Here is a 23,648-nt window from a genome sequence, read left to right on the forward strand (position 1 = left end):
CATTCAAAATCAATGAACAAAAAACTGATTCACTGATTTATCGGACTTCAGCTGATTCCGGATCAGCTTTTTCAAGTCCTGTTCCTGTTCGATTGTGCTGAGTTGCGTGTTGTACCACCCGTCAAGCTGTTCCCGCGTCACCTTGAAGGTATAGTCCGGGAACGAAAAGGTGATGTGGTCGACATTGTCGACAAGTGCAAAGAGATAGGTTGCATTATACAAGACCGTTTCTTTGATTTCTTGTTCGACTTCTTCTGTCTCAATTTCTTTATAGTCTAAAGTGATTCCGTACGGTGTTTGTTTGGTTTCAAGAGCGATCTGTCGCAACTCTTGATGGTGTGCCAATTGCTTGACGATCGTTCCGACAGCACTGTTATCGCCGACATAAGTATGTTTGTAGTGGAACAGGTCCACCTTTGAATCAGCACGTTGGCTGTAGCCGTTCCAAATCAGTACGAGGCAGACAATCGACAGCAATGGGATTAAAATTCGTTTCATTGATAATCGCTCCTTTAAGTATCTCCTCCTCATGGTATCATAATTTGTAGAATACCTCCTAAAAAATTCTTATATTGGTACTTTAGTAACAATTCGTTAAGAGCAAATATCCAGTCAATCAAGAGGAGTGAAGCAGATGAAAGGACTCGCCGTTTATTTAAGTGAACCATTGACTGATGAGGCGAAAGGCAACATCCGGCAGATGCGGACAATTGGTTTTACCTCAATCTTTACCTCATTACATATTCCGGAAGACGACCCGACGCTGTATACGGAGCGCTTGCGGGACCTCGGGGCGCTCGCTCGGGAGCTCGAGATGGAACTCGTCGCGGATATCGCACCGAGTTCGCTTGCCGCACTCGGCAAGACGTGGGACGATGCTGCTACCTTAATCGAATGGGGCGTGACCGGTCTGCGGGTCGATTATGGCATCACGCCGAAGCAGGTCGCGGACTTGTCAAAACAGATGATGGTCGCCTTAAACGCTAGTACATTGACGGCAGAGGAGCTCGCTGCGATGAAAGCGGAGGGGCTTGTCCTTGAGCAGGTCGAGGCGTGGCACAACTATTATCCGCGACCGGAAACAGGACTCGATCTGGGCTGGTTCAATGATAAAAATGAATGGCTCCGTGGGCAGGGAATCCGTGTCCAAGCGTTCATTCCGGGAGACGGACAACGGCGTGGTCCGCTTCATGCCACGTTACCGACGCTCGAAGACCACCGCAGGAGAGCACCGTTTGCCTGTTACCTCGAGCTTCAAGCATCCGTCGACCGGATTCTGATCGGAGACCCCGGTTTGTCGGCGAGCACGATGAACCAGTTTGCTGCCTATCAGGAGGGAATCATTGTCCTCCGGGCGACGGGTCCAAGCGGTGATCCGTTGTTGACGCGCGTACAGACGAACCGGTTGGATCCGGCACGCGACGTCATCCGGTCCGTCGAGTCGCGTAGCTCCGGTCGGCCGGGCAATGGATGGCTTGAACCCGCGACCGTATCAGACCGGCCTGTCGGCTCGATCACGATCGACAATCTTAAGTACGGACGGTACGCCGGCGAATTGCAAGTCACGAAACGGAATCTTGCGGGCGACGAACGGGTCAATGTCATCGGTCGCGTGATCGAGGCGGATCGGCCGTTGCTGCAACAGATTGGACCCGGGGGACTTTTTCGGCTTGAGTGGGTAGAGTTGTAAGTAAGCAACTCACTCACCGAAAGGATGAAGCAGCAATACTGAATATAAATGATAGAGGGGGAGGACGATGGAGGACAAACTTTTTTTGAAATTAAAAAACGGGGATGTACATTTTATTGATGATTTTGTTGATTTTAATATGTTCATGGAATCGATTGATGGTTTTTTGGAACACCACGAGACAGCTGCACATTATACGACCCAGTTTTTTAGACTGTCAGTTGATCGGGGAAACGCCTTGGCGTTTCATGTCAACGAGTTGGTATGTGTCTATCTTGAACGAAATACAAAAGTCGATGAATCGTCAAGTGAGCGAACACAGGAAACGAGGAAGGAAACGGAATTAAAAGAATCGTCCTGATTGGCTCCAGGGGCTCCGGCAAGTCGACGTTAGCTAAACAACGCAGCCGTGTCTTGAAACGGAAAATACGCCATGAACCAAGAACAGATATGACAGCAGGGTGTCCAGAAAAAATCGATTTTGCTTTTTTTAAATAGATTTGGAATAATCCAAACGTATAACGACCGGATATCCAATCGAAACTCAATCAAGTGACATCGACGAAAACCAACATCGTATTGAAATCCCGGAACGACGTTTGTCAATTATTGGAGACAGCTACTTAATCGAAATCCAGACAAAATGGACGTCAATCCTCTGAGAATTGCTCAGAGAGGGGACGTCCACTTTGTCTGGCTGAAATCTTTTCTACATTGAACCTGAGACTCGGGTGAAAAGTAATCAATCATTGTCAGGATGAAGTGAAACGCAACAGCATCAAATCAATTACTTACAATTAAGTTGGCAAACAATTTTCGGTACTGAAACGGAGACTCAATTCTCGTAGTTTAGCAACAAGTTGTTCTTCGAGCAAACCGTTTAACGGAATCTGTTCATCTGCATAGGTAGCTAGATCGACATGACTACCGATCATGACCGAATGAACGGCACCTTTAAACATCTCGATGTCGTTTGCATCGTTCCCGAACGCGACATATCCTTCTGTTGTAATGCCCATGATGTGAAGAGCATTTCGTTTATGAATGCCTTTTGGACTGATGTCGAGCACCTGCTCTTCACCATGCGAATGTGAAACGACATCAATCTCGCGTAATGCTTCCGAAAAGTCCGGCATACTCGTTGCACTTAAAATCAGGACTTTTATAATGGTGTCATGTTCTGTCAGACTTACATTTTTTGCAGAGTGTAATGGATCCAAATTCTTGCGAATCGGGTGAGATATAGTCCCTGTGTAGCTGTAGTTCCACAAACCGTCAACTAAGTAGGTGGCATCCATCTGTTGAATCAGTTTTTGGATGTAGATGACGTCAGATTGAGAAAAGTGCTTCGAATAGACGATTTCTCCACGATGAGAAACTAACGATCCGTTTCCACCAATCAGCAGGTGATGATGAAATGTTTCCGGAAGGACCGGTAACAAATCGCGAATCGGTCGGGCTGAAGCGAAGATGACGCGGTGCCCCACTTTTTCAAGCGAATGAAGCGCCTTTGTAATGGGTTGAGACAACGGCAACCCTTGAAAACAGAGAGTTCCGTCCAAATCAAAAACAAAATTCATGATGATTCTCCTTATTTTTTTATGAATGAAGCGATTTTGAAATCGTCCAGTTTTTCCGAATCGCTTCAAGGACAACCTCCGGATCATCCCAGTGCAAGATGTGGGAAGTCGACGGAGCAGATATTACCGTCCCACCGGTTTTCTCCTGCCAGATGGCAATCGCTTCTTGGCGGAACGGTTCATCCGATACGGGTAACGTCGCCCGCAGCAACAGTACGTTGTCTCCCGGGACGTCGTCAAGGAAGTCGAGAATTTCGTCCTGATACATTGCCGCCAGGATCGCACGCGCCGTTTTCGCACGGGCATGCCAGTAATACCGTCCGTCCTGCATCCGGACGAAATCTTGTCCGGCCAAGTCAAGTAACGGCGACCGGCGCATCTTCGGTCCATAGACAGCGACGTCTAAAAACTCTTCGAGTGTCGCAACCGATTCTTCGAAGTCGGTCTCGTAAAAGGCCGCTTCCTGTTCGAGCGGTGTGGCCCGCAACCGTTTACTCTGATACCCGCCGTCAATCAAAATCGAGCCGCGGACCCGCTCCGGCTGTTCCTTCTGATAAAAGAGCGCGATGAAACTACCCCAGGAGTGCGAGAGAAAATAGAAGTCTTGGATATGTAGAAGTTCAAACAGTTGGTTCAGCCAATCGGAAAAGCGGGCAAACTGATAATCACGTTCGTCCGTGAACGGTGCCGTTTTTCCGTGACCCGGGGCGTCAATCGAAACAATCCGGTAGTCATGTTTCAAGGCATCAGCCAGTTCAATAAAGCTGAGGCTTGTTCCGCCGAGGCCGTGCAGGCAAAAAATCACCGGACGGTCCGGTTCGCCCCATTCGGTGACCTGTGTAGAGGTACCTGCGCATTCAATGTTATACCGTTTCATTTGACTTCCTCCGTTTCGATAGGTGAGTTCTTACTTTTTAACCAGTATTATACATCAAATGCTGTATACTGAAGCTATTAAATGTAACGGAATCAAAATGGAGGGAACGTGGAATGAAAATTACAGTGGCGACACTTTGGACGAATCAATTAAAACCGATGCAGGACTTTTACACTGGGACACTCAGTTTTCCGCTCGTCGAGGAAACGGAAACATCCTTTGCGGTCCAAATCGGAACGAGTCAGCTTCGGTTTGAACAGGACACGATGCAGGAAGAGAAACAATATCACTTTGCGTTCAATATTCCGGGAGATGCGTTTCAGCTGGCGAAGAATTGGTTGCGGCAACGTGTCCCATTATTGATCGAGGACGGTGCGGACGAAATCTATTTCGAAAACATCGATGCCCATTCCGTCTACTTTTACGATCCGGACGAGAACGTCGTTGAGTTGATTGCCCGGCGTGATGTCAATCCGGATAAGTCGCTAAAAACGTTTACGGTGGACGATATTCTCGATATTGGTGAAATGAACGTGACGACGCAGGACGTCGCCGGTGTCGGGGCAAGATTTGCTGAACTCGGTATCGTTCGGCGGGATCGTCAGCCAATCAAACCGGATTTCCTGAACTTCCTCGGAGAACCGGAAGACGGGACCCATCTGTTGCTCGGGCGCGCCGGACGGCCGTGGTTATTTTCACCGAAAATAGCGCTGACGAGTCCGCTCGAGTTAGAGATCGATAATCAGATGCATGTCCGACTTGATCGGGAGGGTGTGCTGCATCGTAAATAAGAGGTAGAACTGTGTCTACGCGATTAAAAATATGTTAATGACGTCTAAAAGAGGAGAGTGAATCATGAAAAGAGTCAATGTGTTCAGGCGTTTTCTAGCTGCTGCTTTTCTGTTGTATGGAGGATACTTAGCTGTATTTGAAGGACCGGACACGCTCAGCATCGCTTTAATTTTAGCGGGCATTACCCAGTTAACGGTTGATTTAGTTTTTCCGAAGAACGATTTGGTTGATGAGCGGCAACGGTCCGTCCAGTCGAAAAGTGGCAGTACATCTTATGCTTTAAGTATTGTGTATGCGTTCTCTCTCTTAGCGCTCGTTCACTTTAATCTCATTCAACATGTCATGACGGCGTTATTGATCATGTTTAGCTTGCAAATGCTTACGTACACGGCAATGCTGTTCTTGTATAAACGCGTTATGTAGTAAAGATTAAAAATTGTTAAAAACGACGCTAGCAAGCTCCTAATGCCCGAACGCTTGGCGCCCGTTAGCGACGGACGGACGTTTACTGATTGACAACGTATTTGTAATGTATTTAGTGAAGGTACATTGAAAGGAGAAGATGGTTTTGAATAAATACTATATGGCTGCCATCGTAGCGATCATCATATCGGCTGTATTATTCTTTACGAGTACATATGAGACAAAAGCAGGTGCAGTAATGCTAGCCATTTGTGTAGGTGCATTTGTAAAATTTACTGCAGATGGTGTATTGTCGACTGCTAAAAAATAAGTCTTAAAATAATTTGAATTGAGGCTGGAACAGAGCACGGTTTCGAGGGTATTTTTCTATGAGGAAAACCGAAGATGAAACGTAAACTAGGCTTCACTCTTGTAGTGGCAAACCTGAGAAAGTGGCCCATTCAGACTATTGCCTGGGGGCCAATCTGATGATATAGAACGAAAAAAGAAAGAATTGCGCATCTATGACGATGGCAATTCCTTCTTTTCATTCTAAGTCAGCTAGTCATATCGCATTCTAATAGTATTCCGACAGCTGCTCTCGTGACGCTTCCGTTAAATAACCGAGCGACAAGAAGCTTTGGACGAAGCGGAAAGAATCCGCAGGTTGATTCGGCGCCAGGCCGTCAACGAAGCGATGCGGTGTCTTGTGCACCTCGATGCCGGCAGTCTGCAGTTTGACGAAGTCAAAGTCGAGCACGACCGTATCCGTCTCGTCCCAAGGGGGTTCTGAGTTCGAATAGAACTGATGGACGGTCTGTGCGAGTTGATTTGTTATAGGGTTCAGCTCAAACAGTAAATAACCGCTATGCGGACTTTCCGTGTGAAGGTTTGTAGAGATGCCGCCCCGGGCAACGATTGCCGGTAAAAACTGACGATGGGTGTAGTGTCTGAGAATCATGCCGGCCGGCCTCCTTTTGCTATCAAAATTGACTGTTTTGCATTTTGTTCAACAATTGATCAAACGTTTGATGATCGTTTTTCGTAAAGGACTGAAAGTAACGCTCGTCGATGACTTCGATGACCGGCGCGGATGCCTGGACAAGTGTTTCCCCGTCCGCCGTCAGAACGATCCGTTTTTCACGGTCAATCCGTTTACGGGTTAAGAGTCGGTTTTGCATCAGTTTTTTAAGCGTCTGTGAAATCGATCCGCTCGAGAGCTCGAGTGTCGTCTCAAGCGACTTTTGTGTCGCGCTCTCTAGTTGGTACAACGTATAGAGCATATCGAATTGAGAACGTGAGAGTTCCCATTGTTTTAACGTATCATTGACTTCTTTGACGTAACGATTGTGGATGCGTTGGATCGATTGCCAGTGTCCAATCGATGAAAAGGCAGCATGTGGATTCATCGAACTTCCCCTTCCTGTTGTTGTGTACTATGGAGCTGCATTACAAGTTGATGTAACGCGTGTTGTTGCGATGTGGTCAAGGCATGAAATTGATTCGCTTGAAAACGTTCGTACTTCGGTAAGACTTCGTTTAAAAACCGTTCTCCAGCCGGTGTCAGATGGAAATAGTTGACCTTGCGGTGACGTTGTTTTTCGATCAGTCGCTTGGCGAACAGCTTTTTAATCCCTTGAGAGATCGTCCCGTCCGTGACATGAATCAGGCGGGCGATTTCTTTTTGACTTGTACACGTCGTCGACTTTAAGCAGCGCAAGACCTCGAACATCGTGTGCGAGAGGTCCCACGTCTTTAAGAAGGCATTGACTTGTTTCGTTTGATGGTTGTGGTACGTCGTAATCGTGTTCCAGCATGCGATCGATAATGTCTCTGTATTGGGTTGCATATGTAACCTCTTGTTTTAAAGTGATAGTACGATTTGATTAGATACAAAATAACACAAAAAAGGGGGCGGGACTAGCTCTTATTTTTGGAAAAAACACATCGCTGTACAATACTTGTTCCAGTAGCAGGACAGGCGTTGTATAGCGATGTGTTTTTAATCGGCGCTTTGCTTGTTTACATTGTCTGCCGGGTGACGGCCCCACGCTAAATAAAGGAGAGGGCCGATGTAATTGACACTGAAAATGGTGAGACCCCAAACCCACTTCGGTCCACGTGTCTGCTGACGCTTAAACAAATCGATACAAGCGACGGCGAGTAAACAAAACCCCGTCAAATAAATCGTTTTTTGTAAAAATGATTGAATATGATTCATAGTGTGTCACCGCACTCTCCAAAAATAATTGACGTTGATCATCAGATCGTTACGTCACAAAAAGTTCGGCATTGAAATTTTGAAGGATCAATGCATTTTGATGTAATTGAAAACCGTACCGGGTAAAACAATCTGTCGATACTTGGCCATGATGCGTGACGATTTCAAAGTCACCGCTGATTCGATAATAAAGATGACGTTTTTGTACATCATTAATCAAAGCTTCTAACAGAAGGTTACGTTCGCCGAGTCCTTCTTTGCGGACGTGGACGTCAAGTAACGTAAAGGTTGCAACCTCTTTATGATTACAATGATACGTTTTAGTATATTCAATCGTCATGTGTGACCGGGATGAGATTAGCGACTTGGTCGTTTGCGGATTCTCTAATAGCGTGACGTAATAGATAAAATCTAACTTGTGTACATTGCGCGTAACTTGGACGACTTGATTTTCGTTGTTGTAAGCCAGTCCTATTAAAGATTCCTGTGGATGATCCTGAATCGTAAGGGAGCGGCTCCTGCATACATCCGGCCATTCATTTTCGGGAATCCATTTTAGTGCAGGCCTCCGGGGTGTCCTGATGAATTTCATAATATGCGTGGAACCTCCTTTTTGACTAGTACTTTGAATATACACTTTTTGGAAAAATTATAAAAGGAACGGTATTAATATTATTTAACCAAAATCAAAAAAATGGACAGGGGGAAAGCATCTTTTCATTCCAGGCGGTCATTTTCCTGGAAGATATACGTTTATCACACCTGTAAGAGGGAAAATTCGTGTTGAAGTGTATATCTAAAAAAAGGAAGTGTCCGTTCATGCAGAAAAATCAACAGCGTTATGCGTTGCGCAACCTCGGGTCCGGTTTTTTATTCGGTCTGGGTCTCGTCGCATTTTTAGACGAAGTCATTTTTCACCAATTGTTAGGCTGGCATCATTTTTATGACAAATCAACGACCGCGGTCGGACTGTTTTCCGATGGTCTGTTTCACGCATTCAGTTGGTTCGCGACAGTGGCAGCCCTGTTTTTAGTTGCGGACTTACGGAGACGATCCGCCTTTTGGATGAAGCGGTGGATCAGTGGTGTGATGATCGGCGGAGGTTTTTTCCAATTGTACGATGGTCTGATCAATCATAAAGTCTTCGCAATTCATCAAATTCGTTACGGTGTGGAACTTCTTCCGTATGATATCGCTTGGAATGCAATCGCTGCGCTTATTTTAGCGGGAGGGATTGTGTTATTCCTGCAGACCGGGAAACAACTGCGGACGACAGAGGAGGTGAAATAAGTGATGCATACGCATGAAGGCATGGGAAACGGTTTTGAAACGAGTGTGACGCTCCTCGTGCTCGTCTTACTTCTCGTTTATCCGGTTTCCGCCTGGAAAACGAACAATCACTACCGGCGCTGGCCAATCCATCGGTACGTGTTTTGGGGAAGCGGGATACTGAGTGCCGGTGCTGCGCTCGTCGGTCCGGTTGCAGACTGGGCACACATGAACTTCGCGGGACATATGACGGGGCATCTCTTACTCGGGATGCTCGCACCACTCCTGCTCGTGTTTGCGAAGCCGGTGACGTTATTGTTACGGACGCTACCCGTGCAGGCGGCAAGACGCGTGACGGGCGTCTTGAACAGTCAGCCGCTTCGTCTCTTGACGCACCCGATGACGGCAACGGTTTTAAACATCGGCGGCTTGTACCTGCTTTATACGACAGGACTCTATCCGATGATGCATCAGTCGACTGCACTCTATGCCCTGATCCATCTCCACGTCTTCCTGGCCGGTTACTTGTTTACAAGTGCCCTGATTTATATCGATTTGACGCCGCACCGTTACAGTCACGTCTACCGGGCGGGTATTTTAATACTGGCGTTGGCGGGGCATAAGATTCTTTCGAAATATCTCTACGCTCATCCACCCGGTGGAGTGGGGAAGGCGGAAGCGGAACAAGGGGCCATGCTGATGTATTACGGGGGAGATGTCGTTGATCTCGCGCTCATCATCATTCTCTGTTATCACTGGTACGAGGCGACGGCGCCGCGTTTACAAGCGTCAGAAACATTGGAAATGAGGAAGGACTGAAGGAAACGGTTTGTTGTTTCTTACGAGACTTTTATCTCCTCTTCGATTGGCTGCTCATAAAGATTTTGCTTCGAACGGTTAAAGACGAGCGGTATAGTGAGTAAACCGATGAGTAAAAAACCAATTGAAAAGATGATGTATGTCGCGCGGATGGAAAAGGCTTCGGCGAGTAAACCGATTGTCGCCGTCAAGAGAATGATGAGGAGTGATTCGGCGACATGGATGACTCCTGAAAAGCGGCCCATGAGATTGACCGGGACGTTGTTTTGGTAAAACGATAAAAAGCCCGTATTCGCAAACGATAGAGCGAATGTCAGTAAGAAAAAGCCGGCGGAAGCTACCATGAAGTTATCGGAAATAGCGAATAGAAGGTAGCCGATGGGCGTAGTGACTGCACCGAAGCCAATCAAAAAGCGAAGACGCAGCCATTTCGTGCAGGTCGCATTAATGATGGAACCGAAGATGATCCCGATCCCGGCGATACTGACAAGAAATCCATAGGTACTTTCCGAGAAACCAAGCACACGTGTCGCAAACGAAGCCTCGAGTGAATCAAGACCCGACATGAAAACCATCATGACGCAAAAGAGACTGTAGACGAGCGTGATGTAACGGTGCTGGCTCGTAAAGCGCAACGTTTCTTTCCAGTCGCTGATAATCATTTGAAGACTCAATCGTTCTGCCTGCGCAAAGGTCAATTCTTTTTCTAAAGCGGGCAGGAAAAATAAGATAAGGGCAGAAATGGCGAGCGCGACAGCATTGATATGAATCGCAAGGGACGGTGAGCCTATGATGAACAGGAGACCGGCAATCGTCGGACCGACAATGAAACCGCACGATTGAATGAAATTTTTCAACGCATTAAAACGTTGACGATTACCTTTTGAGACGAGCTTCGTCATATAAATCATCGATGTGGATTCAAACAAGGAGCTGCCAACGTTGATCAAAAAGACAAATATATAGAGGAAGAACAACGAGTCGATAAAGGGGAGAAGGGCGATGAAGAGTGCTCGTGATAAATCGAGTAGCATCATCAATTTACGTTTGTCGACCCGGTCAATCAAAGAACCTGACCATAAACTTGTTATTAAAGAAGCGACAGGAACTAACATGTATAAAAGTGACACCGCGAACGCAGAACTTGTTCGATCAAGAATAATCAAATTGAGGGCAATGAAGTACACCCAGGCGCCTAAGTTCGAGATTCCGACACCAATCAGGAGTAAAGCAGGGTATTTCCAAGCTGTACGATTCATAGTCGGGCGCTCCCTTCTGGTTGTAAATAACCAATTTTTTATTTAGAAATAGAAATTTATTACATTTGATGTTACGCGATTGTTTGTTTGAAGGCAATCAAATGTTTGAAGCGACACGAAAAAAGAAGTAGCGACAATAATATCGCTACCACATGGTGTTGTGGAACTAGTTAATCGGATTTGTTTGTATTTCCCAATAAATCGTTGAATCCGTTTCTTGTAGTCGTTCCATGTTCACTTTTTCTAATACGCGGATCGATCCTCGATTGGTTGCATCCGTTTTGGCAGCGATGTTTGAGACAGCTGTTGTCTGTCGCGCCCATTGAATCAACCCTGCGACAGCTTCTGTTGCGTATCCATTCTGCCAGTAGTGCTCGAGCAAACCGTAACCGATTTCCACCTCTCCGTCTCGATCCGGTTTCCCTTTAAAGCCGGCATCACCGATAATGACATCATCTGCCTGCCGGATGATTAACCAACTCCCCCAGAATAATAAAGACGGATCCTGTTCCAATGCCTTTAAATGATTCGTAATTTCGGGACCGTTCTGATAGTTTTGACGGGTAATAACCGGAAGCTGTTCCTGTGTACATGGAATAAGTCGTAATCGAGCTGTCTCGATGTGCATGCGTTTGAGTCTCCTTAAGATGTTTTCGTGTCCGTAATTTCGAACCGTTTTGTTCGTTCAAAAATCAATTCATAGTAAGAACCGACGGCAACACCGGACGTGACGAAATCTGGAGCGAAAATTTGTACGAAGCGCCAGCCGTCTGCGGCATGTGTCGTGATTACTTCCCGGTAATCTTCCTTCGGATTACCAGATAATCGCTTAAAATCAATCCGCACGAACTTGTATTCGAACATGAAGCTACCTCCTTTGACAATCGACTAATCATACCTACGTTTCAAAATGGGAGAAGTTTCCTAATATACAATGAATGATTCACACTTATCGAGTAAAATGAAGAAATCAGTTAGTAAGAGAGTGAGGAACCATCATGAAATACATACGTTACCTGATTTACTTCGGATTGATCGTCACGATCAATTATTATTTGTCAATGTACGTTACTGTCGATAAAAAGCTACTCCATTCTTTACTTGCGTTCATCATTTTGATCAGTGTTGCGTTCCTCTTGATTACGATTGAATATTTCTTTAATCGAAAAGTACATAAATCCCGCGACTAGTCCGTCGGGGCATGCGAAAAGGAGCACAAGCGTCGTCCAAAGTAATCGGACATGCTCGTGCTCCTGTTCTGTCTCAGTCAGGCTTTTCTTTTTTCGTTCAACTCTTCCGTTTCCGGATTACTCCAGCGCCACGCTGTCCGACGACTGATGAACGATGTCAAAAACATCAGGAATGTCATGACTGGTAACAGAAGCCACCACGATTGCATGAAAAACAACGAGGCAAAGGAATCGATGAAAACAAACGTATGGGCGACGTAAATCCACATGAACAGTGAACTGACGAATAGAATCGCTTCTGCCGTCGTAATGAAATCAAGTTTCTTCTCTTGCATACTTTACCTCCGATCAAGAGCGAACCGTCTCCCGGCTCGCAGTTGCTGCGACATGTTGTTCACTTTCGCTATCCAACAAAATCGTCCGGTTACGCCCTTGCTGCTTAGCGGTATACAACGCTTCGTCGGCGATGACACTCATCCGCTGAATATGAATGTTCTTCCCGTGGGCGACACCGATCGATGTCGTCACATCGATTGCCGGGAATCCATCGATTTGGAAGTGCTCAGCAGCAATTCGTTGACGAATCCGGTTTGCGACTTTGGTCGCTTTTTCCGGTGCTAAATCATAGATTAAGACCATGAACTCCTCGCCGCCAATCCGCGCCGTAAAATCATGCGGACGCGTTTCTTCTTTCAGAATGTTCGCGAACTGTTGTAGGACGAGGTCACCATTGCCATGCCCGTATGTATCATTGACGTGCTTAAAGTGGTCGATATCGAGCGCGAGAATATTGTAAATCCGACCTTCCTGTTCAAGTCCTGCCGTCCGAGTATCCCAAACTCGGCGATTGTAGAGACCGGTCAAATGATCGACTTCGGCTGACTTTTTATAGATATCGACTTGCCGGTTCAACAGTTGGAAATCGAGCGTCAGTAGACTGGACAGAATACCGACTACCAAACCGATTGTCCATGTCGATAACAGGAGGGTGAGGGCAGGTTGACCCCAACCTAAATTAATCAAGACGGCGATGGTGATCATTGATAATGCCCAGACGTTCATCGAGACATTTTGAAAAAACGGCCGATTGAGCAGTTTCCGGTGAAGCGCAAGCATCCCGAAACTGATGCAGAGGACGGCGGTGAAGCCGACGATAGCTTGTTCCGTCACCCCGAACAAGAAGCGGGAACAGGCAATGATCAGTGTTGCGATAACGAGCGGGAAGCGCCCCCCGTAAAACGCGAGCAAGACGAGTGGGAGGTGACGCAAATCCATCCGAAGCGTCTCATTGACGGCGATTCCCTTGAACATCAATAAAACACCCAGTGCCCCAGTCAAAAGGCCGACGATAATCGATTTCACGACATAAGATGGAAAATGGGTGGAATGGATAATTTTCGAGATGATATAAAACCCTGTGAAGGCAATGCAGGCATTCACGAGCAGTTCGACGATGAACATGGTTTTCACATCCTTGCACATGATACTTTCACATTACCACTTTGACAAAAGTTGTCAATAACAGATAGGGGTTGGATTAAAGTATTGGTGGGTAGATTATTTGACTACAAAAAAGTAGGAGTTTTATGTGAGAATGAACTTGATATAAAAAGAGCTGTTAAAAAGAAAATTTTAATCTAATAGTTCTAGATTGTATTTCTTCTAACACCTCTAGTTAAGCTATTTTATTGCTAGATTATATCAGTTAACTACCTATAAAAGAATTCTTTAAAAAATGTTTGAATCTTTTTTAAGACTTTCACTTTGTCGATATTCTAAAGCAGTTAAAGTAGTTGTAAATTCAACGGTAGAATCAATTTCTTGTACTAAGTTTTGAAGTTGAATAATGTCAGTGAAGAAAAATTCTTTTCTTAAGTTGATTTTATTAACACGATTTGATTCTAACATTTGATGTAACTTTTGTTCGAGACTAACTGCGTTATTGCTGAAAATCATAGCGTGTACGTCAAATTTAAATGGTACAGAAGCATCCCCGAGCTCATCAACACGATCTTGTGGATTAAGTCTTCTTGTCATTCCTACTTTAAACATTTTATTTCCAAAAGAACCTAGGTTAGAAATGATATACACATATCCAGCTCTACCATTCGCCCTCTTTATAATTTCTTCCTTTTCTTTCTCCAGTTGATTGAATTGATTTTCTAGTTCTAATAATCTAGCTTCTAACGCCTTGATTTTAGTTTGATCTTTTTCGTTAAGTAATAGCTCTTTATTCTTAGTCATTTCAATAGTGTATTTTTCTTCTTCTTTTTCGATTTTTTTCTTTTCGGCTTCAAGGATTCGGTGTTCTTCATTTTCTTGTCGAATCTGTTCTTTAATTTGTCTCTGTTCTTCTTTCTCTTTTTCTTTTTGAATGTAGTATTTATATTCAATTTGTACTGCATTTAAGAATAGAGGCTCGAGTTCAGTCAGAAATTTTGTAATAGTGGGAAGAATGCTAGCATTACCGTTTCCGCAAATAGTTAAATATTTATTAATTAAGGTTTTTGCATTATCTAAAGCTTTATCTAAATTAGAATACTTGAGTGTAAACAAGATGTTTTGGAGTTCCGCTTGAAGACCGATAACCATTAAGTTATAAATTGTAAGATTTGCTTTTGTTGTGTAGCGTGCTTGATAAACATTTAATAGGCTTTTTATATCTTTGTTATTCGTATTCATTTCTTTGCGAAGCAGCTTCGAATCCTGGTGATGAAGATTTAGTTGAACGATTGCTTCTAGCACACCGTGCCCCAAGGATTCTTCAATAATGATCAACTCTTTTTCAATTTGACTATGGTCAATTGTTTCAGGAAATTTTCGAACCAAATTTTGAATACCGATAATTTCTGTTTTATATCTTTTTGCGCTTTTTTCTTGCTTCGAAACTTCTTTCGTTAGTTCTTCCAATCGATTCTCATACTCTAGAATTGAGTTGGCGAGATGTACTGTTTTATCCTCTTTTTCTTTTAAAGCATGATTGGCATTTTCCAAAATGATTTTAGCTTCCAATGTAGCGGTTGCAATATATGCCTCTTTTTCTTCCTGCATCGAATCTTTTACTTCTTGGATAGTATCTTTTACAAGTTGGTCTTTGTTTTCTATTTGGGAACTTAAATTGTCCAATAATTCTTGTTTCTCTTTAAGCACTTTATTTAGGTTAAATAGGTCTTTTATCTTTTGGAACATAGAAATCGACCTCCCTTTAAGTATAATCTTGGAATAACACTTTAATAAAACAGATTAATATATATAATTATTAATTGTAAATTGTTTTCCATGTCGGGGCAATAGAAGTCTTATAAAAAGCGAGGTGTCCAGTCAAAAATTAGTTAAAATTAAAAAGCATATTTATCGTTCTTAATGATTTTATTGTTAAAAGTGATAAGTCAACCTGAAACCTTTTCTTCCTCCTTTTCGTAATACTAGTTGAAAAAGGGGGAGACAGATGAGTACGACAATCGGTTCATTACTCGCCATATTGATTATGCTCGTCACAATCATTTATGGCGTCGTCTACATACAAAAAAAGAAGCGGAATACGGATCGGGAAGCAACTTACAAAATCGTTTTCACGACAGCGATTCTGCTGCTCGCCTTACCGTTTATCCTAACGATATTTAAGTAACGTGGAGGTAGTGTCTTGGAACAACTCATCATTCTTATCGGTTCATTTTTAATTGCGGGTGGGATGCTCTTTACAATCATCCGGGCGGGATCAATCGCTTACCGCCGGCAACAAATCTCAAAAGGACTGTTCGTGTTCGCGACCGTCTCATCGTCGATCGGGGCCGTGTTACTCGCGGGACTGCTGCCCTTATTGTTTAGTCTCTGGTTCGAGTGAAGACTAACGAAACGTGTGTCACTGATTTTTTAATCAGCTGACGCACGTTTTTTTTATTTTTTTTCGAACAATTGTCGAAACGGTCCTGTTAATCCTTAAGAGAAAGGAGGCGAACCTCCTTTGCATATCAAAGGAGGAACGAGCGATGCACCCTTATGTACAAGTCGAGCACCGTGTCCTGCGCGACGGACAACAGTTTTCATCGGTTCATGAAAAAATGATTTATTTGATTTTAGCGAGTTATGCCGGAGCATCCGGGAGTGCCTTTCCGTCGCACCAGACGATTGCGAACGCCGTCCCGTGCGGCAAGACGACCGTCAAAGCGTGTCTTGCATCGTTACTTGAAAAAGGGTTGATTGAAAAGGAGGAACGCTTCAATCAACACGGTGGACAAACATCAAATGAATATCACGTCCGATCGGTTCCGGACGCGGTACGACTACCGGGGGAGCAGGAGCCGACTACCGGGACGGCGCGAGATGACGACGAAGAACCTGTCTTGAAGAAACAGTCTTTAAAAAAAGAACCATCCTCAACGGCGTCCTCCGTCTTCGCGTTGTTCGAAGCGGAAATTGGCTGCACCTCCCCTTGGATCAAACAGCAACTGGCGCAAGCCGTGACAAAGACGAGTCATGACGTCGTCGTCCATGCAATCGAACAAGCGGCAGCGGCGAATGTCCGCAAGTGGCAATACGTCAAAGCCGTCATCGATCAGTTACATGCGCGCCAAATCACGTCAGGTGAACAAATCAAGCGTCATGAATCGAGACGGGCGGAACGACCGGCACGGACGAAGCGGACGAAGCACCGTTCGTCAGCCGTGTTACCGGCCTGGGTCGAAATGGAGCGGACAGAGCAGCGGCTGTTCGAAGAAAAGCGACGAGCGGCTTGGACGGCGTCAGTCCCGGAAGAAGCCGAACTGACGGACTTGCTCGCCCAATTGATTTAAAAAATAAAGGAGGATACACAGATGACTATCAGCACAGCATGGTTACTCGAACGCGCCGATCGGAAATTATCCGTCAAGGGAATGGACGCGGATGTCGTCACGATTACGCGGAGCGTCATCAAAGAACTCGCACAACAACAGATTTACGTCGGCGTCGCGCAAAGCTACCGGACGAAACAGGAACAGGATGCCTTGTATGCTGTAGGACGGACACGCCCCGGAAAAATCGTCACCTACGCGCGCGGGGGACAGTCGAATCATAACTTCGGTGTCGCCGTCGATCTCTTTTGTTATTCATCTGACGGAACACGCGCTGAATTTTTAGCACCACCGGACAAACGGTTGTCACGGATTGTCGCGGCGATGAAGCAGCGACAGATGGAATGGGGCGGGGACTGGACACCATTTCGGGATTATCCGCACTTTCAACTGTTCGACGCCGTCAACGGGAAGAAGAAGCCGCACCTTGCCCCGCTTTATCTAGGACGTGCTCTAGCGAAAGGGAGTCAGGACAAGGAGACGATTCGCTTGATTCAAATGAAGTTACGTCTTCCGGCGAGCGGCCGGTTTGATGACGGTCTGACGCGTGCCGTCAAAGACTTTCAGCGACAGGTGAAAATCACAGTCGACGGAATCGTTGGCCCTGTAACATGGCGTCATTTGTTTCAGGAGGGACGCGGATGACGAAGCGATATGCAGCAGCCTTGCGACTGATCGTCCCCCTCTATTCGATTGTCAATTTGACGCTTCTTGCGAGCGGGTATGATCCGCTACCATTTGCAGAGACAGCCGTCGATCTTGCAGTGACGACGCTCGTCGGCATTTTGGGTACACTCGTCGCTTGGTGGAAAAACAATAACGTCACCCGGGCCGCAAAAGAGGCGCAAGCGTTGCTTGACGAACTCAAGCGCAGTGTTCCGACGGACTGAATGTGCGATGAACACTAATACTTTGAAGTCGAGATGCCGATAAAGAGGTGATGAATTGAATCGTTCTCGATTCTTGCGAGAGCGTATAAAGAGAGAGGTCTGACTGGACGTGAAATTTTCCGCATTGCAATGGTTCTTAATGACGGCTTTGTTTTCATTGATGTTTACAAGTATTTGGAGTTACACTGCATTTTCTAATATCGAGCGGGAGAACGACCGGATTCTTGCAGTAGCGATTCCGATTTCGAATACAGCATCCCAATTGTTTCCTTTACTACTCGATCAAGAATTAACGGTGCGGAGCTTTTACCTGGAACGACGTCAGCAAGACTTCGAACAATTCCAGACGACGCGCGCGAACCTGCAGGCGTCGCTTGAAGCGTTAGAGCAGCTCGACGATCTTGACCTGACGATGCGCCGGATTTTACAAGAGGAGGCGGTGCCGCTCCTGCAACAGACCGATGCCTTTTATCAACAGCAGCTTACGTATATTCAACAAGACAATCTGATCGAAGCCGAGCGGAATCGTTATGACGGCATGGCGTACATCAATCAATTTCGCCAGATCGACATTAAAATCCGGGCTGAAATCGAACAGATTGTCATGGCAGCGACGAACCGGTCAAAAGCGGCCTCATCCTCTGCAAAATGGGTCATCGTCATCGTGTTAAGTGTCGCCGTCTTGATTTTGTTCGCCTTTTTGCAGACGTTTCGGCTCGAACGCAGTAAACGTGCGTTGATTCGCCGGTCGCTGCACGATAGTTTGACGGGGATCCCGAACCGGCGGGCGTTCGACGAACACCTTGAGCGTGTCTTTGAAGAGGCGCGGCTTTCCGCTTCAGAAGTGACGCTCATCCTGCTCGACGTCGATGCCTTTAAACTCTATAACGATACGTATGGGCACTTACAAGGAGATGCTTGTCTGAAACAGGTCGCGAGTGTCCTGAAGAAACAGGCTGGACTATTCGGACACGTCGCCCGGTACGGCGGTGAGGAATTTGCAGTCGTTCTCTCGGATCAATCGGCACAAGGAGAGCTTGTCGCCGAGCGGATTCGGACAGGGATTCTCGACTTGAAGTTACCCCATGAACGGTATGCGCCCCTGTACCAAGTCAGTGTCAGTTTAGGGATGGCAACCGTTCAGCCGGATGATGCGCTAACGGAGATTCATTTAATTGATCGCGCCGACATGGCACTGTATGCGGCAAAAGCAGCGGGGAAAAATCAGCTCGTCCGTCACGATGCGAGTTGAATATGGATCGTAATCGTAAAAGGCAACAGCTTCCGCAGAAGCTGTTGCCTTTTTTGAATGAATTCAATGTAAAATCACACAGTACGAATTGTCAGAGATTAACGGTGCAGAAACCACAAACACGACGTTGATCGGTGTTCCACCCAGTTTAGCATCGAGTTGATGGAGCTGTGAACGGATTTTACGACTTAGCCCATAACGGATCTCGGTACTCAGTTCATCCATGTCTGCATCATGTACGTGTAACAGGAGTTGAAATGGTTCGAGCGAGAAAATAGAAAAATCGCAGTCGATTCGGGGGTCCTCAAATTGCTCATTCAACCCATTTTTAATAAAGTATGCTTCCTGTGCTGAAATCATCCCGTTTCACCTCGCTCTCTTGCGAAAAAACCTGTCCAAACCTGGATAAAAAAATCGGCTTGCCTTATATAGTAGTTATTACCCAGTTTTATCGGAAAATATCAGAAAAGCGACAGAAAATGAAATTTGATGATCAGTCGAAAAATAAAAAACGAAGCGGCGGAAGTCGTGCTCACGCCCTGCTTCGTTAATGTTAATGTTTAGAGGTGTTGTTTACGTAAAAAATCATCGGTCGCTTGCTTGAAAAACGTAAATTGATGAACTTTGAGTTGGCATTTGTTGCCGTAACGGACCTCGAAATAACCTGGATCGACGGGGGAAGGGAAACCGATTCGTTTGAACCATTCCGTGATTGTTTCATGACCATAACGTTGTAAATGTTTCGGTAGCCGAAAATTAAAAAATTGAATATGTTCGCGAATCAGCTCGGAAGATACATCATGATCCGGCTGGATGATGACGGTGACGTGATGATCATAATCGAACCCCGCGAGTTGGAACCGGTTTGGTCGGTAAATCTTGATATAATAATAAAAAAAGGCGAGCGTCGCGAAGCTTAGAACGATTAAGATGAGAATATAAGGTGGAGCCGAAATGGAAGAGTCGAAACTCGTCCGAAAGAGCGGTTTTTCCGGCGTGATCGATTCGATGTCGACGACGGCACCACGGTCGACGTTGAACGATTCGATACTGGAAATGATGGACGAATCGCCTTGATTGCCGCAACGCGCTACGCACGAAGAATCAGCTGTTTTATGTAAAAGTGATAAGGCCGAAAAATATACGGACGGGAGGACGGATTGGGCAAATAAAACAAGGAAACACGTCAGACTGATGTACAAAAAAACTTTTAAACGAAATGACTGTGGCACCGGTTTACTCCTTTCTCTCAACCTGAATGGGATGAATCTTTAGGAAGAGTATAGCAAAAGAAGTACAGTCTGTTATTTGTTTTTTCAAAATATAGTCATTATTTACAAAAATAATAGGGGGCTTTTTGTGATGGAAGAATTACGAAGAAGTTTTCAAGCAGCGCGGCAGCAGGTCAGTGGACACGGCAAGCGGAACGTCGGTGTCCTAAAAGAAGCCTTGCTGAACGTCGCCGACGATACGGGAAGTGACATTTACGGGAACGGGGCGGTCATCAACGACTTCGAACAAAAAATCGCGGCGTTGCTCGGGCATGAATCGGCCGTCTTTTTCCCGAGCGGGACGATGGCGCAGCAAATCGCGTTACGGATTTGGTCCGATGACCGAAACAACCGGCACGTCGCCTACCATCCGCTCTGTCACTTAGAGCTGCATGAACAGGATGGCTTGCGGCAGCTTCATCCGATCGAGCCGATCCTCGTCAGTGAACGGGACATGATGATGACGCTAGACGACATCAAAGCCTTACCGGAGATTGCCTGCCTGCTACTCGAACTGCCGAACCGCGAACTCGGTGGTGTCGCGCCATCATTCAGCGCGTTAGAAGCGATTGTCGCCTACTGCCGGGAGCAGGGAATCCGTCTTCATCTTGACGGTGCCCGTTTGCTGGAACTGTTGCCGTATTATGACAAACCGGCAAGCGACGTCGCGAGCTTGTTCGACAGCGTCTACTTATCATTTTATAAAGGGCTCGGCGGGATTGCTGGTGCGATCCTTGCCGGCCCGAAGGCGTTTACGACAGAAGCACGGATTTGGAAACGACGTTATGGCGGCGACTTGATCAGTCTCTATCCCTATGTCATTTCGTCCGACTATTATTATGAGCAACGCAAGGACCGGATGGGGCACTATTATGAGCAGGCAAAGTACGCCGCCGAGCGGTTGAACACGATCGACAACATTTTCACGACACCGCGCGTTCCGGTCTTAAACATGTTCCACCTCCACTTTAATGGTGAAGTGGCAGACGTCGCTGCACGATTGACGCGAATCCAGGATGAACTTGGACTTGGCCTCGTCGGATACCTCGTCGAACACGACGGATACTGTTCGACGGAAATCAGTTTCGGTGACGCCTTCGACGCCGTCTCAAACGAGGCGTTCGAACAGTTGATCACCCGCTTGACGGCAGAATTTTCAGCTTAACGGGATTGAGTAGGCTGTTTCCCGGGAATGGACGGATGTAGGCGATGGTAGCTGCTGATTTTTTCAGTGATCATTTGTTCCGTCAGTTGTAATTCGGCAAGCTGCGCCCGGACAAGGGCTTGGTGCTGTTCGAGCAGGGCGAGTCGATCAAGCGTCGTATCGTGATCGTCTGAAGAAGCGCGGAACAACACGACATACTGCCGAATTTGGTCAATCGGCATGTGTGTCGCCCGCAGGCGGAGGACGAACCGGAGCCAGTCGATGTGCTTGTCATCGTACTGCCGGACGCCGCTTGCCGTCCGGTCCGGAAACAGCAGTCCTTCCTTTTCGTAATAACGAATCGTGTGGGCACTCGTATCAGTCAATCGACTGACTTCTGAGATGGAATACATCAACATCACCTTTTCTGCTTGACTTAGAGTTCACTCGAAGGAGTAGACTCTCACTATACCAAAACGAAATGGGGAAAAACAGATGAAGTATACGGTCATTACAGGAGCAAGTTCAGGGATTGGGTTTGAAACGGCGAAAGTTCTCGCTGCAAAAGGAAAATCGCTTGTCCTCGTCGCCCGGCGGAACGATCAGCTCGAAGCGTTACGGGACGATTTACTGAAGACCTATCCGGAACTTGATATCATCCTTCATTCAGTCGACTTGACGGAGATGGCGAACGTGCATCAGTTGTATGACGACGTCAAGCACCTTGAAATCGAGACGTGGATCAACAACGCCGGATTCGGAGACTTCGACAACGTCAAAGACATCGAAATCGGAAAAATCGAGAAGATGCTTCGTTTGAACATCGAAGCGTTGACGGTCCTGACGAGTCTGTACGTCCGTGACCACCATGACGTCGAAGGGACAACCGTCCTCAACGTCTCGTCAGGCGGCGGCTACCGGATTGTTCCGAATGCCGTCACGTATTGTGCGACGAAGTTCTACGTCAGTGCCTACACGGAAGGCCTCGCGCAAGAATTGCAACAATCCGGTGCGAAGTTGCGGGCAAAAGTCCTTGCACCGGCAGCGACGGAAACCGAATTCGCCGATCGCTCACGCGGGGAGGGTGGATTCGACTACAGCAAAAACGTCCCGCAGTATCATACAGCGGCAGAAATGGCGACGTTCCTCGATCAATTGCTCGAAAGTGACGCAATCGTCGGGATCGTCAATGCGGAAGATTATTCCTTCCAGCTACGCGGACCACTCTTTACGTACGTCGGTGGCGCGAACTCGAACTAAACGCGTAAAAACTAAGCCTTCGCTTTTAATGCGGAGGCTTGGTTTTGCGTTTGGTTGTTGAAGCGGGTTCGTTTTATACTCGCTTTTGACAGTCAGTCAAATGCCTATGCCTTTTCGTGCACTATATTTTCCAGATACCCCATGTTTTCGACTATCGTAATATCCTTCTTGAAGCGTTGAATCGCATGAGAGAAGGTTTTTTTATTCGTTCCTTTAGGATAACCAGAGCACACGTTTAAGATGCTGTTGAGTTTTTCGCAGTCGCCGCCGATAAAGTAATGTGACATCACATCCTTATCCGCGGAAGCGATCACGACAAATGTTGCAAAATCGAGAACATCTTCCACATGCTGTTCTTCAATTAATTTATCGGCAGTAAATGCCGTTTTAAATTCGTAGCTCTCAAACGACATAATATGACCACGCAATACATCCAGGATGGATCGCCGATAGATGCAGTAAACACCACAAATCGTCTCATAAGGCGGTATAAAAGGGTCGTCCATTACATTGACAATTTTTTCGTCGTCTTTATCGATGGGAATGGCCTGAAACCGGTTGACCATCATCTTGTCGATATAATCGATTTTTTTTGGCCTAAGTTCTTTTAGAGTACTTTCATGCAACGGGATGCGCATCCTTTCTTATGAATGTATCAATATCCCACTAATTGTAATATCTCAATTTGAACAAAATCAAAGTGTATTTTCGTCGCTGTAGCGAATTTTTTTAGATAGAGCTACGCTGCTTTCAAAGCGATGAACGGTTGCAACCATGATGTCTTAATGAACAGATTAAACGCCATCCCCAAAACGAGGAGCAGTGTTTGACTATGAAGACAAAATGATATTAGACAATACCTCCTAAAAAGCGTCTTTTTTTCGTTGGTTTCCCCGTATA

At 46.0% G+C, this 23,648-nt stretch carries 34 protein-coding genes and 1 pseudogene; 17 read left to right on the forward strand and 18 right to left on the reverse strand.

Features of this window, described 5'->3' with window-relative positions; translation table 11 throughout:
* Window positions 1-9: 9 nt before the first annotated feature.
* Window positions 10-498 (reverse strand): DUF4825 domain-containing protein, encoded by a 489-nt coding sequence (locus KNP99_RS01345; RefSeq protein ID WP_214845551.1) that lies wholly within the window; start codon window positions 496-498, stop codon window positions 10-12.
* A 136-nt stretch (window positions 499-634) separates the two neighbouring features.
* Between KNP99_RS01345 and KNP99_RS01350 the strand changes: the two genes are divergently transcribed.
* The 3 genes and pseudogenes from KNP99_RS01350 to KNP99_RS15270 all read left to right on the forward strand — a co-directional run bounded on the left by KNP99_RS01350 (window position 635) and on the right by KNP99_RS15270 (window position 2,317).
* Window positions 635-1,690 (forward strand): DUF871 domain-containing protein, encoded by a 1,056-nt coding sequence (locus KNP99_RS01350; protein ID WP_214845553.1) that lies wholly within the window; start codon window positions 635-637, stop codon window positions 1,688-1,690.
* 67 nt (window positions 1,691-1,757) lie between these two features.
* Window positions 1,758-2,051, forward strand: a complete 294-nt coding sequence (locus tag KNP99_RS01355; protein WP_088836950.1) for a hypothetical protein — start codon at window positions 1,758-1,760, stop codon at window positions 2,049-2,051.
* Window positions 2,033-2,317, forward strand: a pseudogene (locus tag KNP99_RS15270) (P-loop NTPase family protein). The gene KNP99_RS01355 and the pseudogene KNP99_RS15270 overlap by 19 nt, the downstream one beginning before the upstream one ends.
* Before the next feature lie 170 nt (window positions 2,318-2,487).
* Here KNP99_RS15270 and KNP99_RS01360 read toward each other — a convergent pair.
* Together KNP99_RS01360 and KNP99_RS01365 are read right to left on the reverse strand one after the other, a co-directional pair.
* A complete protein-coding gene (locus tag KNP99_RS01360; RefSeq protein ID WP_088836951.1) occupies window positions 2,488-3,270 on the reverse strand; it encodes an HAD-IIB family hydrolase in 783 nt (260 codons plus the stop codon).
* Window positions 3,271-3,289: 19 nt separating this feature from the next.
* On the reverse strand, window positions 3,290-4,147 hold the full coding sequence (locus KNP99_RS01365; protein WP_214845555.1) for an alpha/beta fold hydrolase: 858 nt from the start codon (window positions 4,145-4,147) through the stop codon (window positions 3,290-3,292).
* 113 nt (window positions 4,148-4,260) lie between these two features.
* Here KNP99_RS01365 and KNP99_RS01370 point away from each other — a divergent pair, with 113 nt between their 5' ends.
* The 3 genes from KNP99_RS01370 (at window position 4,261) to KNP99_RS01380 (ending at window position 5,672) form a co-directional block, all read left to right on the forward strand.
* Window positions 4,261-4,938 (forward strand): glyoxalase, encoded by a 678-nt coding sequence (locus tag KNP99_RS01370; protein WP_214845558.1) that lies wholly within the window; start codon window positions 4,261-4,263, stop codon window positions 4,936-4,938.
* Between the two features lie 64 nt (window positions 4,939-5,002).
* A complete protein-coding gene (locus tag KNP99_RS01375) occupies window positions 5,003-5,362 on the forward strand; it encodes a DUF2178 domain-containing protein (RefSeq protein ID WP_214845560.1) in 360 nt (119 codons plus the stop codon).
* A 145-nt stretch (window positions 5,363-5,507) separates the two neighbouring features.
* Window positions 5,508-5,672 (forward strand): hypothetical protein, encoded by a 165-nt coding sequence (locus tag KNP99_RS01380; RefSeq protein ID WP_214769437.1) that lies wholly within the window; start codon window positions 5,508-5,510, stop codon window positions 5,670-5,672.
* A gap of 246 nt (window positions 5,673-5,918) precedes the next feature.
* On the opposite strand, the gene KNP99_RS01385 is transcribed toward KNP99_RS01380, so the two are convergent.
* From KNP99_RS01385 to KNP99_RS01405, 5 genes are all read right to left on the reverse strand, one after another.
* Complete coding sequence (locus KNP99_RS01385; protein WP_214845562.1) at window positions 5,919-6,302, reverse strand: hypothetical protein; 384 nt, start codon at window positions 6,300-6,302, stop codon at window positions 5,919-5,921.
* Window positions 6,303-6,324: 22 nt separating this feature from the next.
* The gene (locus KNP99_RS01390; RefSeq protein ID WP_088836956.1) at window positions 6,325-6,750 is read right to left on the reverse strand and encodes a MarR family winged helix-turn-helix transcriptional regulator; all 426 of its coding nucleotides are present in this window, start codon (window positions 6,748-6,750) and stop codon (window positions 6,325-6,327) included.
* Entirely contained in the window at window positions 6,747-7,190 is a 444-nt protein-coding gene (locus KNP99_RS01395; RefSeq protein WP_088836957.1) for a MarR family winged helix-turn-helix transcriptional regulator, read from the reverse strand. Before KNP99_RS01395 ends, KNP99_RS01390 begins: the two co-directional genes overlap by 4 nt.
* A 153-nt stretch (window positions 7,191-7,343) precedes the next feature.
* Complete coding sequence (locus KNP99_RS01400) at window positions 7,344-7,562, reverse strand: PLD nuclease N-terminal domain-containing protein (RefSeq protein WP_088836958.1); 219 nt, start codon at window positions 7,560-7,562, stop codon at window positions 7,344-7,346.
* A gap of 49 nt (window positions 7,563-7,611) precedes the next feature.
* Window positions 7,612-8,154 carry a hypothetical protein gene (locus tag KNP99_RS01405; RefSeq protein WP_088836959.1) on the reverse strand — a complete coding sequence of 181 codons (543 nt, stop codon included), beginning with the start codon at window positions 8,152-8,154 and terminating at the stop codon, window positions 7,612-7,614.
* 227 nt (window positions 8,155-8,381) lie between these two features.
* Here KNP99_RS01405 and KNP99_RS01410 point away from each other — a divergent pair, with 227 nt between their 5' ends.
* Both KNP99_RS01410 and KNP99_RS01415 read left to right on the forward strand, forming a co-directional pair.
* Window positions 8,382-8,852, forward strand: a complete 471-nt coding sequence (locus KNP99_RS01410; RefSeq protein WP_088836960.1) for a DUF2243 domain-containing protein — start codon at window positions 8,382-8,384, stop codon at window positions 8,850-8,852.
* 3 nt (window positions 8,853-8,855) lie between these two features.
* Window positions 8,856-9,650 carry a cytochrome c oxidase assembly protein gene (locus tag KNP99_RS01415; RefSeq protein ID WP_214845777.1) on the forward strand — a complete coding sequence of 265 codons (795 nt, stop codon included), beginning with the start codon at window positions 8,856-8,858 and terminating at the stop codon, window positions 9,648-9,650.
* A 20-nt stretch (window positions 9,651-9,670) separates the two neighbouring features.
* Here the strand turns inward: KNP99_RS01415 and KNP99_RS01420 are convergent, their stop codons facing one another.
* The 3 genes from KNP99_RS01420 to KNP99_RS01430 form a co-directional block, all read right to left on the reverse strand.
* Window positions 9,671-10,909, reverse strand: coding sequence for an MFS transporter (locus tag KNP99_RS01420; RefSeq protein WP_215193006.1), 1,239 nt, complete (start codon window positions 10,907-10,909; stop codon window positions 9,671-9,673).
* A gap of 166 nt (window positions 10,910-11,075) precedes the next feature.
* The gene (locus KNP99_RS01425) at window positions 11,076-11,537 is read right to left on the reverse strand and encodes a GNAT family N-acetyltransferase (protein WP_214765802.1); all 462 of its coding nucleotides are present in this window, start codon (window positions 11,535-11,537) and stop codon (window positions 11,076-11,078) included.
* A gap of 14 nt (window positions 11,538-11,551) precedes the next feature.
* On the reverse strand, window positions 11,552-11,773 hold the full coding sequence (locus KNP99_RS01430) for a DUF4177 domain-containing protein (protein ID WP_214765805.1): 222 nt from the start codon (window positions 11,771-11,773) through the stop codon (window positions 11,552-11,554).
* A 134-nt stretch (window positions 11,774-11,907) separates the two neighbouring features.
* On the opposite strand from KNP99_RS01430, the gene KNP99_RS01435 reads away from it, so the two are divergent.
* Entirely contained in the window at window positions 11,908-12,099 is a 192-nt protein-coding gene (locus tag KNP99_RS01435) for a hypothetical protein (protein WP_214845566.1), read from the forward strand.
* 77 nt (window positions 12,100-12,176) lie between these two features.
* Here KNP99_RS01435 and KNP99_RS01440 read toward each other — a convergent pair whose 3' ends face one another.
* From KNP99_RS01440 to KNP99_RS01450, 3 genes are all read right to left on the reverse strand, one after another.
* The gene (locus KNP99_RS01440) at window positions 12,177-12,434 is read right to left on the reverse strand and encodes a hypothetical protein (RefSeq protein WP_088836962.1); all 258 of its coding nucleotides are present in this window, start codon (window positions 12,432-12,434) and stop codon (window positions 12,177-12,179) included.
* Between the two features lie 13 nt (window positions 12,435-12,447).
* Complete coding sequence (locus KNP99_RS01445) at window positions 12,448-13,560, reverse strand: GGDEF domain-containing protein (protein WP_214845569.1); 1,113 nt, start codon at window positions 13,558-13,560, stop codon at window positions 12,448-12,450.
* Window positions 13,561-13,827: 267 nt separating this feature from the next.
* Window positions 13,828-15,288, reverse strand: a complete 1,461-nt coding sequence (locus KNP99_RS01450) for a GIY-YIG nuclease family protein (protein WP_214845571.1) — start codon at window positions 15,286-15,288, stop codon at window positions 13,828-13,830.
* 259 nt (window positions 15,289-15,547) lie between these two features.
* On the opposite strand from KNP99_RS01450, the gene KNP99_RS01455 reads away from it, so the two are divergent.
* The 6 genes from KNP99_RS01455 to KNP99_RS01480 all read left to right on the forward strand — a co-directional run bounded on the left by KNP99_RS01455 (window position 15,548) and on the right by KNP99_RS01480 (window position 19,073).
* Window positions 15,548-15,727 carry a hypothetical protein gene (locus tag KNP99_RS01455; RefSeq protein ID WP_214801429.1) on the forward strand — a complete coding sequence of 60 codons (180 nt, stop codon included), beginning with the start codon at window positions 15,548-15,550 and terminating at the stop codon, window positions 15,725-15,727.
* A gap of 15 nt (window positions 15,728-15,742) precedes the next feature.
* Window positions 15,743-15,943, forward strand: coding sequence for a hypothetical protein (locus KNP99_RS01460; RefSeq protein WP_088836965.1), 201 nt, complete (start codon window positions 15,743-15,745; stop codon window positions 15,941-15,943).
* A 145-nt stretch (window positions 15,944-16,088) separates the two neighbouring features.
* Entirely contained in the window at window positions 16,089-16,892 is an 804-nt protein-coding gene (locus KNP99_RS01465) for a helix-turn-helix domain-containing protein (RefSeq protein ID WP_214845573.1), read from the forward strand.
* A 21-nt stretch (window positions 16,893-16,913) separates the two neighbouring features.
* Entirely contained in the window at window positions 16,914-17,576 is a 663-nt protein-coding gene (locus KNP99_RS01470) for a M15 family metallopeptidase (protein ID WP_214801432.1), read from the forward strand.
* Entirely contained in the window at window positions 17,573-17,821 is a 249-nt protein-coding gene (locus KNP99_RS01475; protein WP_214769812.1) for an SPP1 phage holin family protein, read from the forward strand. The genes KNP99_RS01470 and KNP99_RS01475 overlap by 4 nt, the downstream gene beginning before the upstream one ends.
* Before the next feature lie 109 nt (window positions 17,822-17,930).
* Window positions 17,931-19,073: a GGDEF domain-containing protein gene (locus KNP99_RS01480; RefSeq protein ID WP_214845575.1), complete on the forward strand. Its 1,143-nt coding sequence runs from the start codon at window positions 17,931-17,933 to the stop codon at window positions 19,071-19,073.
* A gap of 63 nt (window positions 19,074-19,136) precedes the next feature.
* Here KNP99_RS01480 and KNP99_RS01485 read toward each other — a convergent pair whose 3' ends face one another.
* Entirely contained in the window at window positions 19,137-19,433 is a 297-nt protein-coding gene (locus tag KNP99_RS01485) for a hypothetical protein (RefSeq protein WP_088836969.1), read from the reverse strand.
* A 200-nt stretch (window positions 19,434-19,633) separates the two neighbouring features.
* A complete protein-coding gene (locus KNP99_RS01490) occupies window positions 19,634-20,305 on the reverse strand; it encodes a hypothetical protein (protein ID WP_214845577.1) in 672 nt (223 codons plus the stop codon).
* Between the two features lie 127 nt (window positions 20,306-20,432).
* Between KNP99_RS01490 and KNP99_RS01495 the strand changes: the two genes are divergently transcribed.
* Entirely contained in the window at window positions 20,433-21,509 is a 1,077-nt protein-coding gene (locus KNP99_RS01495) for a threonine aldolase family protein (protein WP_353049621.1), read from the forward strand.
* On the opposite strand, the gene KNP99_RS01500 is transcribed toward KNP99_RS01495, so the two are convergent.
* The gene (locus tag KNP99_RS01500; RefSeq protein ID WP_214801576.1) at window positions 21,506-21,901 is read right to left on the reverse strand and encodes a MerR family transcriptional regulator; all 396 of its coding nucleotides are present in this window, start codon (window positions 21,899-21,901) and stop codon (window positions 21,506-21,508) included. The genes KNP99_RS01495 and KNP99_RS01500 overlap by 4 nt on opposite strands.
* Window positions 21,902-21,983: 82 nt before the next feature.
* Between KNP99_RS01500 and KNP99_RS01505 the strand changes: the two genes are divergently transcribed.
* Window positions 21,984-22,748, forward strand: a complete 765-nt coding sequence (locus KNP99_RS01505) for an SDR family NAD(P)-dependent oxidoreductase (protein WP_214845581.1) — start codon at window positions 21,984-21,986, stop codon at window positions 22,746-22,748.
* A 104-nt stretch (window positions 22,749-22,852) separates the two neighbouring features.
* Here KNP99_RS01505 and KNP99_RS01510 read toward each other — a convergent pair whose 3' ends face one another.
* Window positions 22,853-23,374, reverse strand: a complete 522-nt coding sequence (locus tag KNP99_RS01510) for a hypothetical protein (RefSeq protein ID WP_214845582.1) — start codon at window positions 23,372-23,374, stop codon at window positions 22,853-22,855.
* Between the last annotated feature and the right edge of the window lie 274 nt (window positions 23,375-23,648).

Source organism: Exiguobacterium sp. s95 (assembly GCF_018618655.1).
In the GTDB taxonomy this organism is placed as follows: Bacteria; Bacillota; Bacilli; order Exiguobacteriales; family Exiguobacteriaceae; genus Exiguobacterium_A; species Exiguobacterium_A oxidotolerans.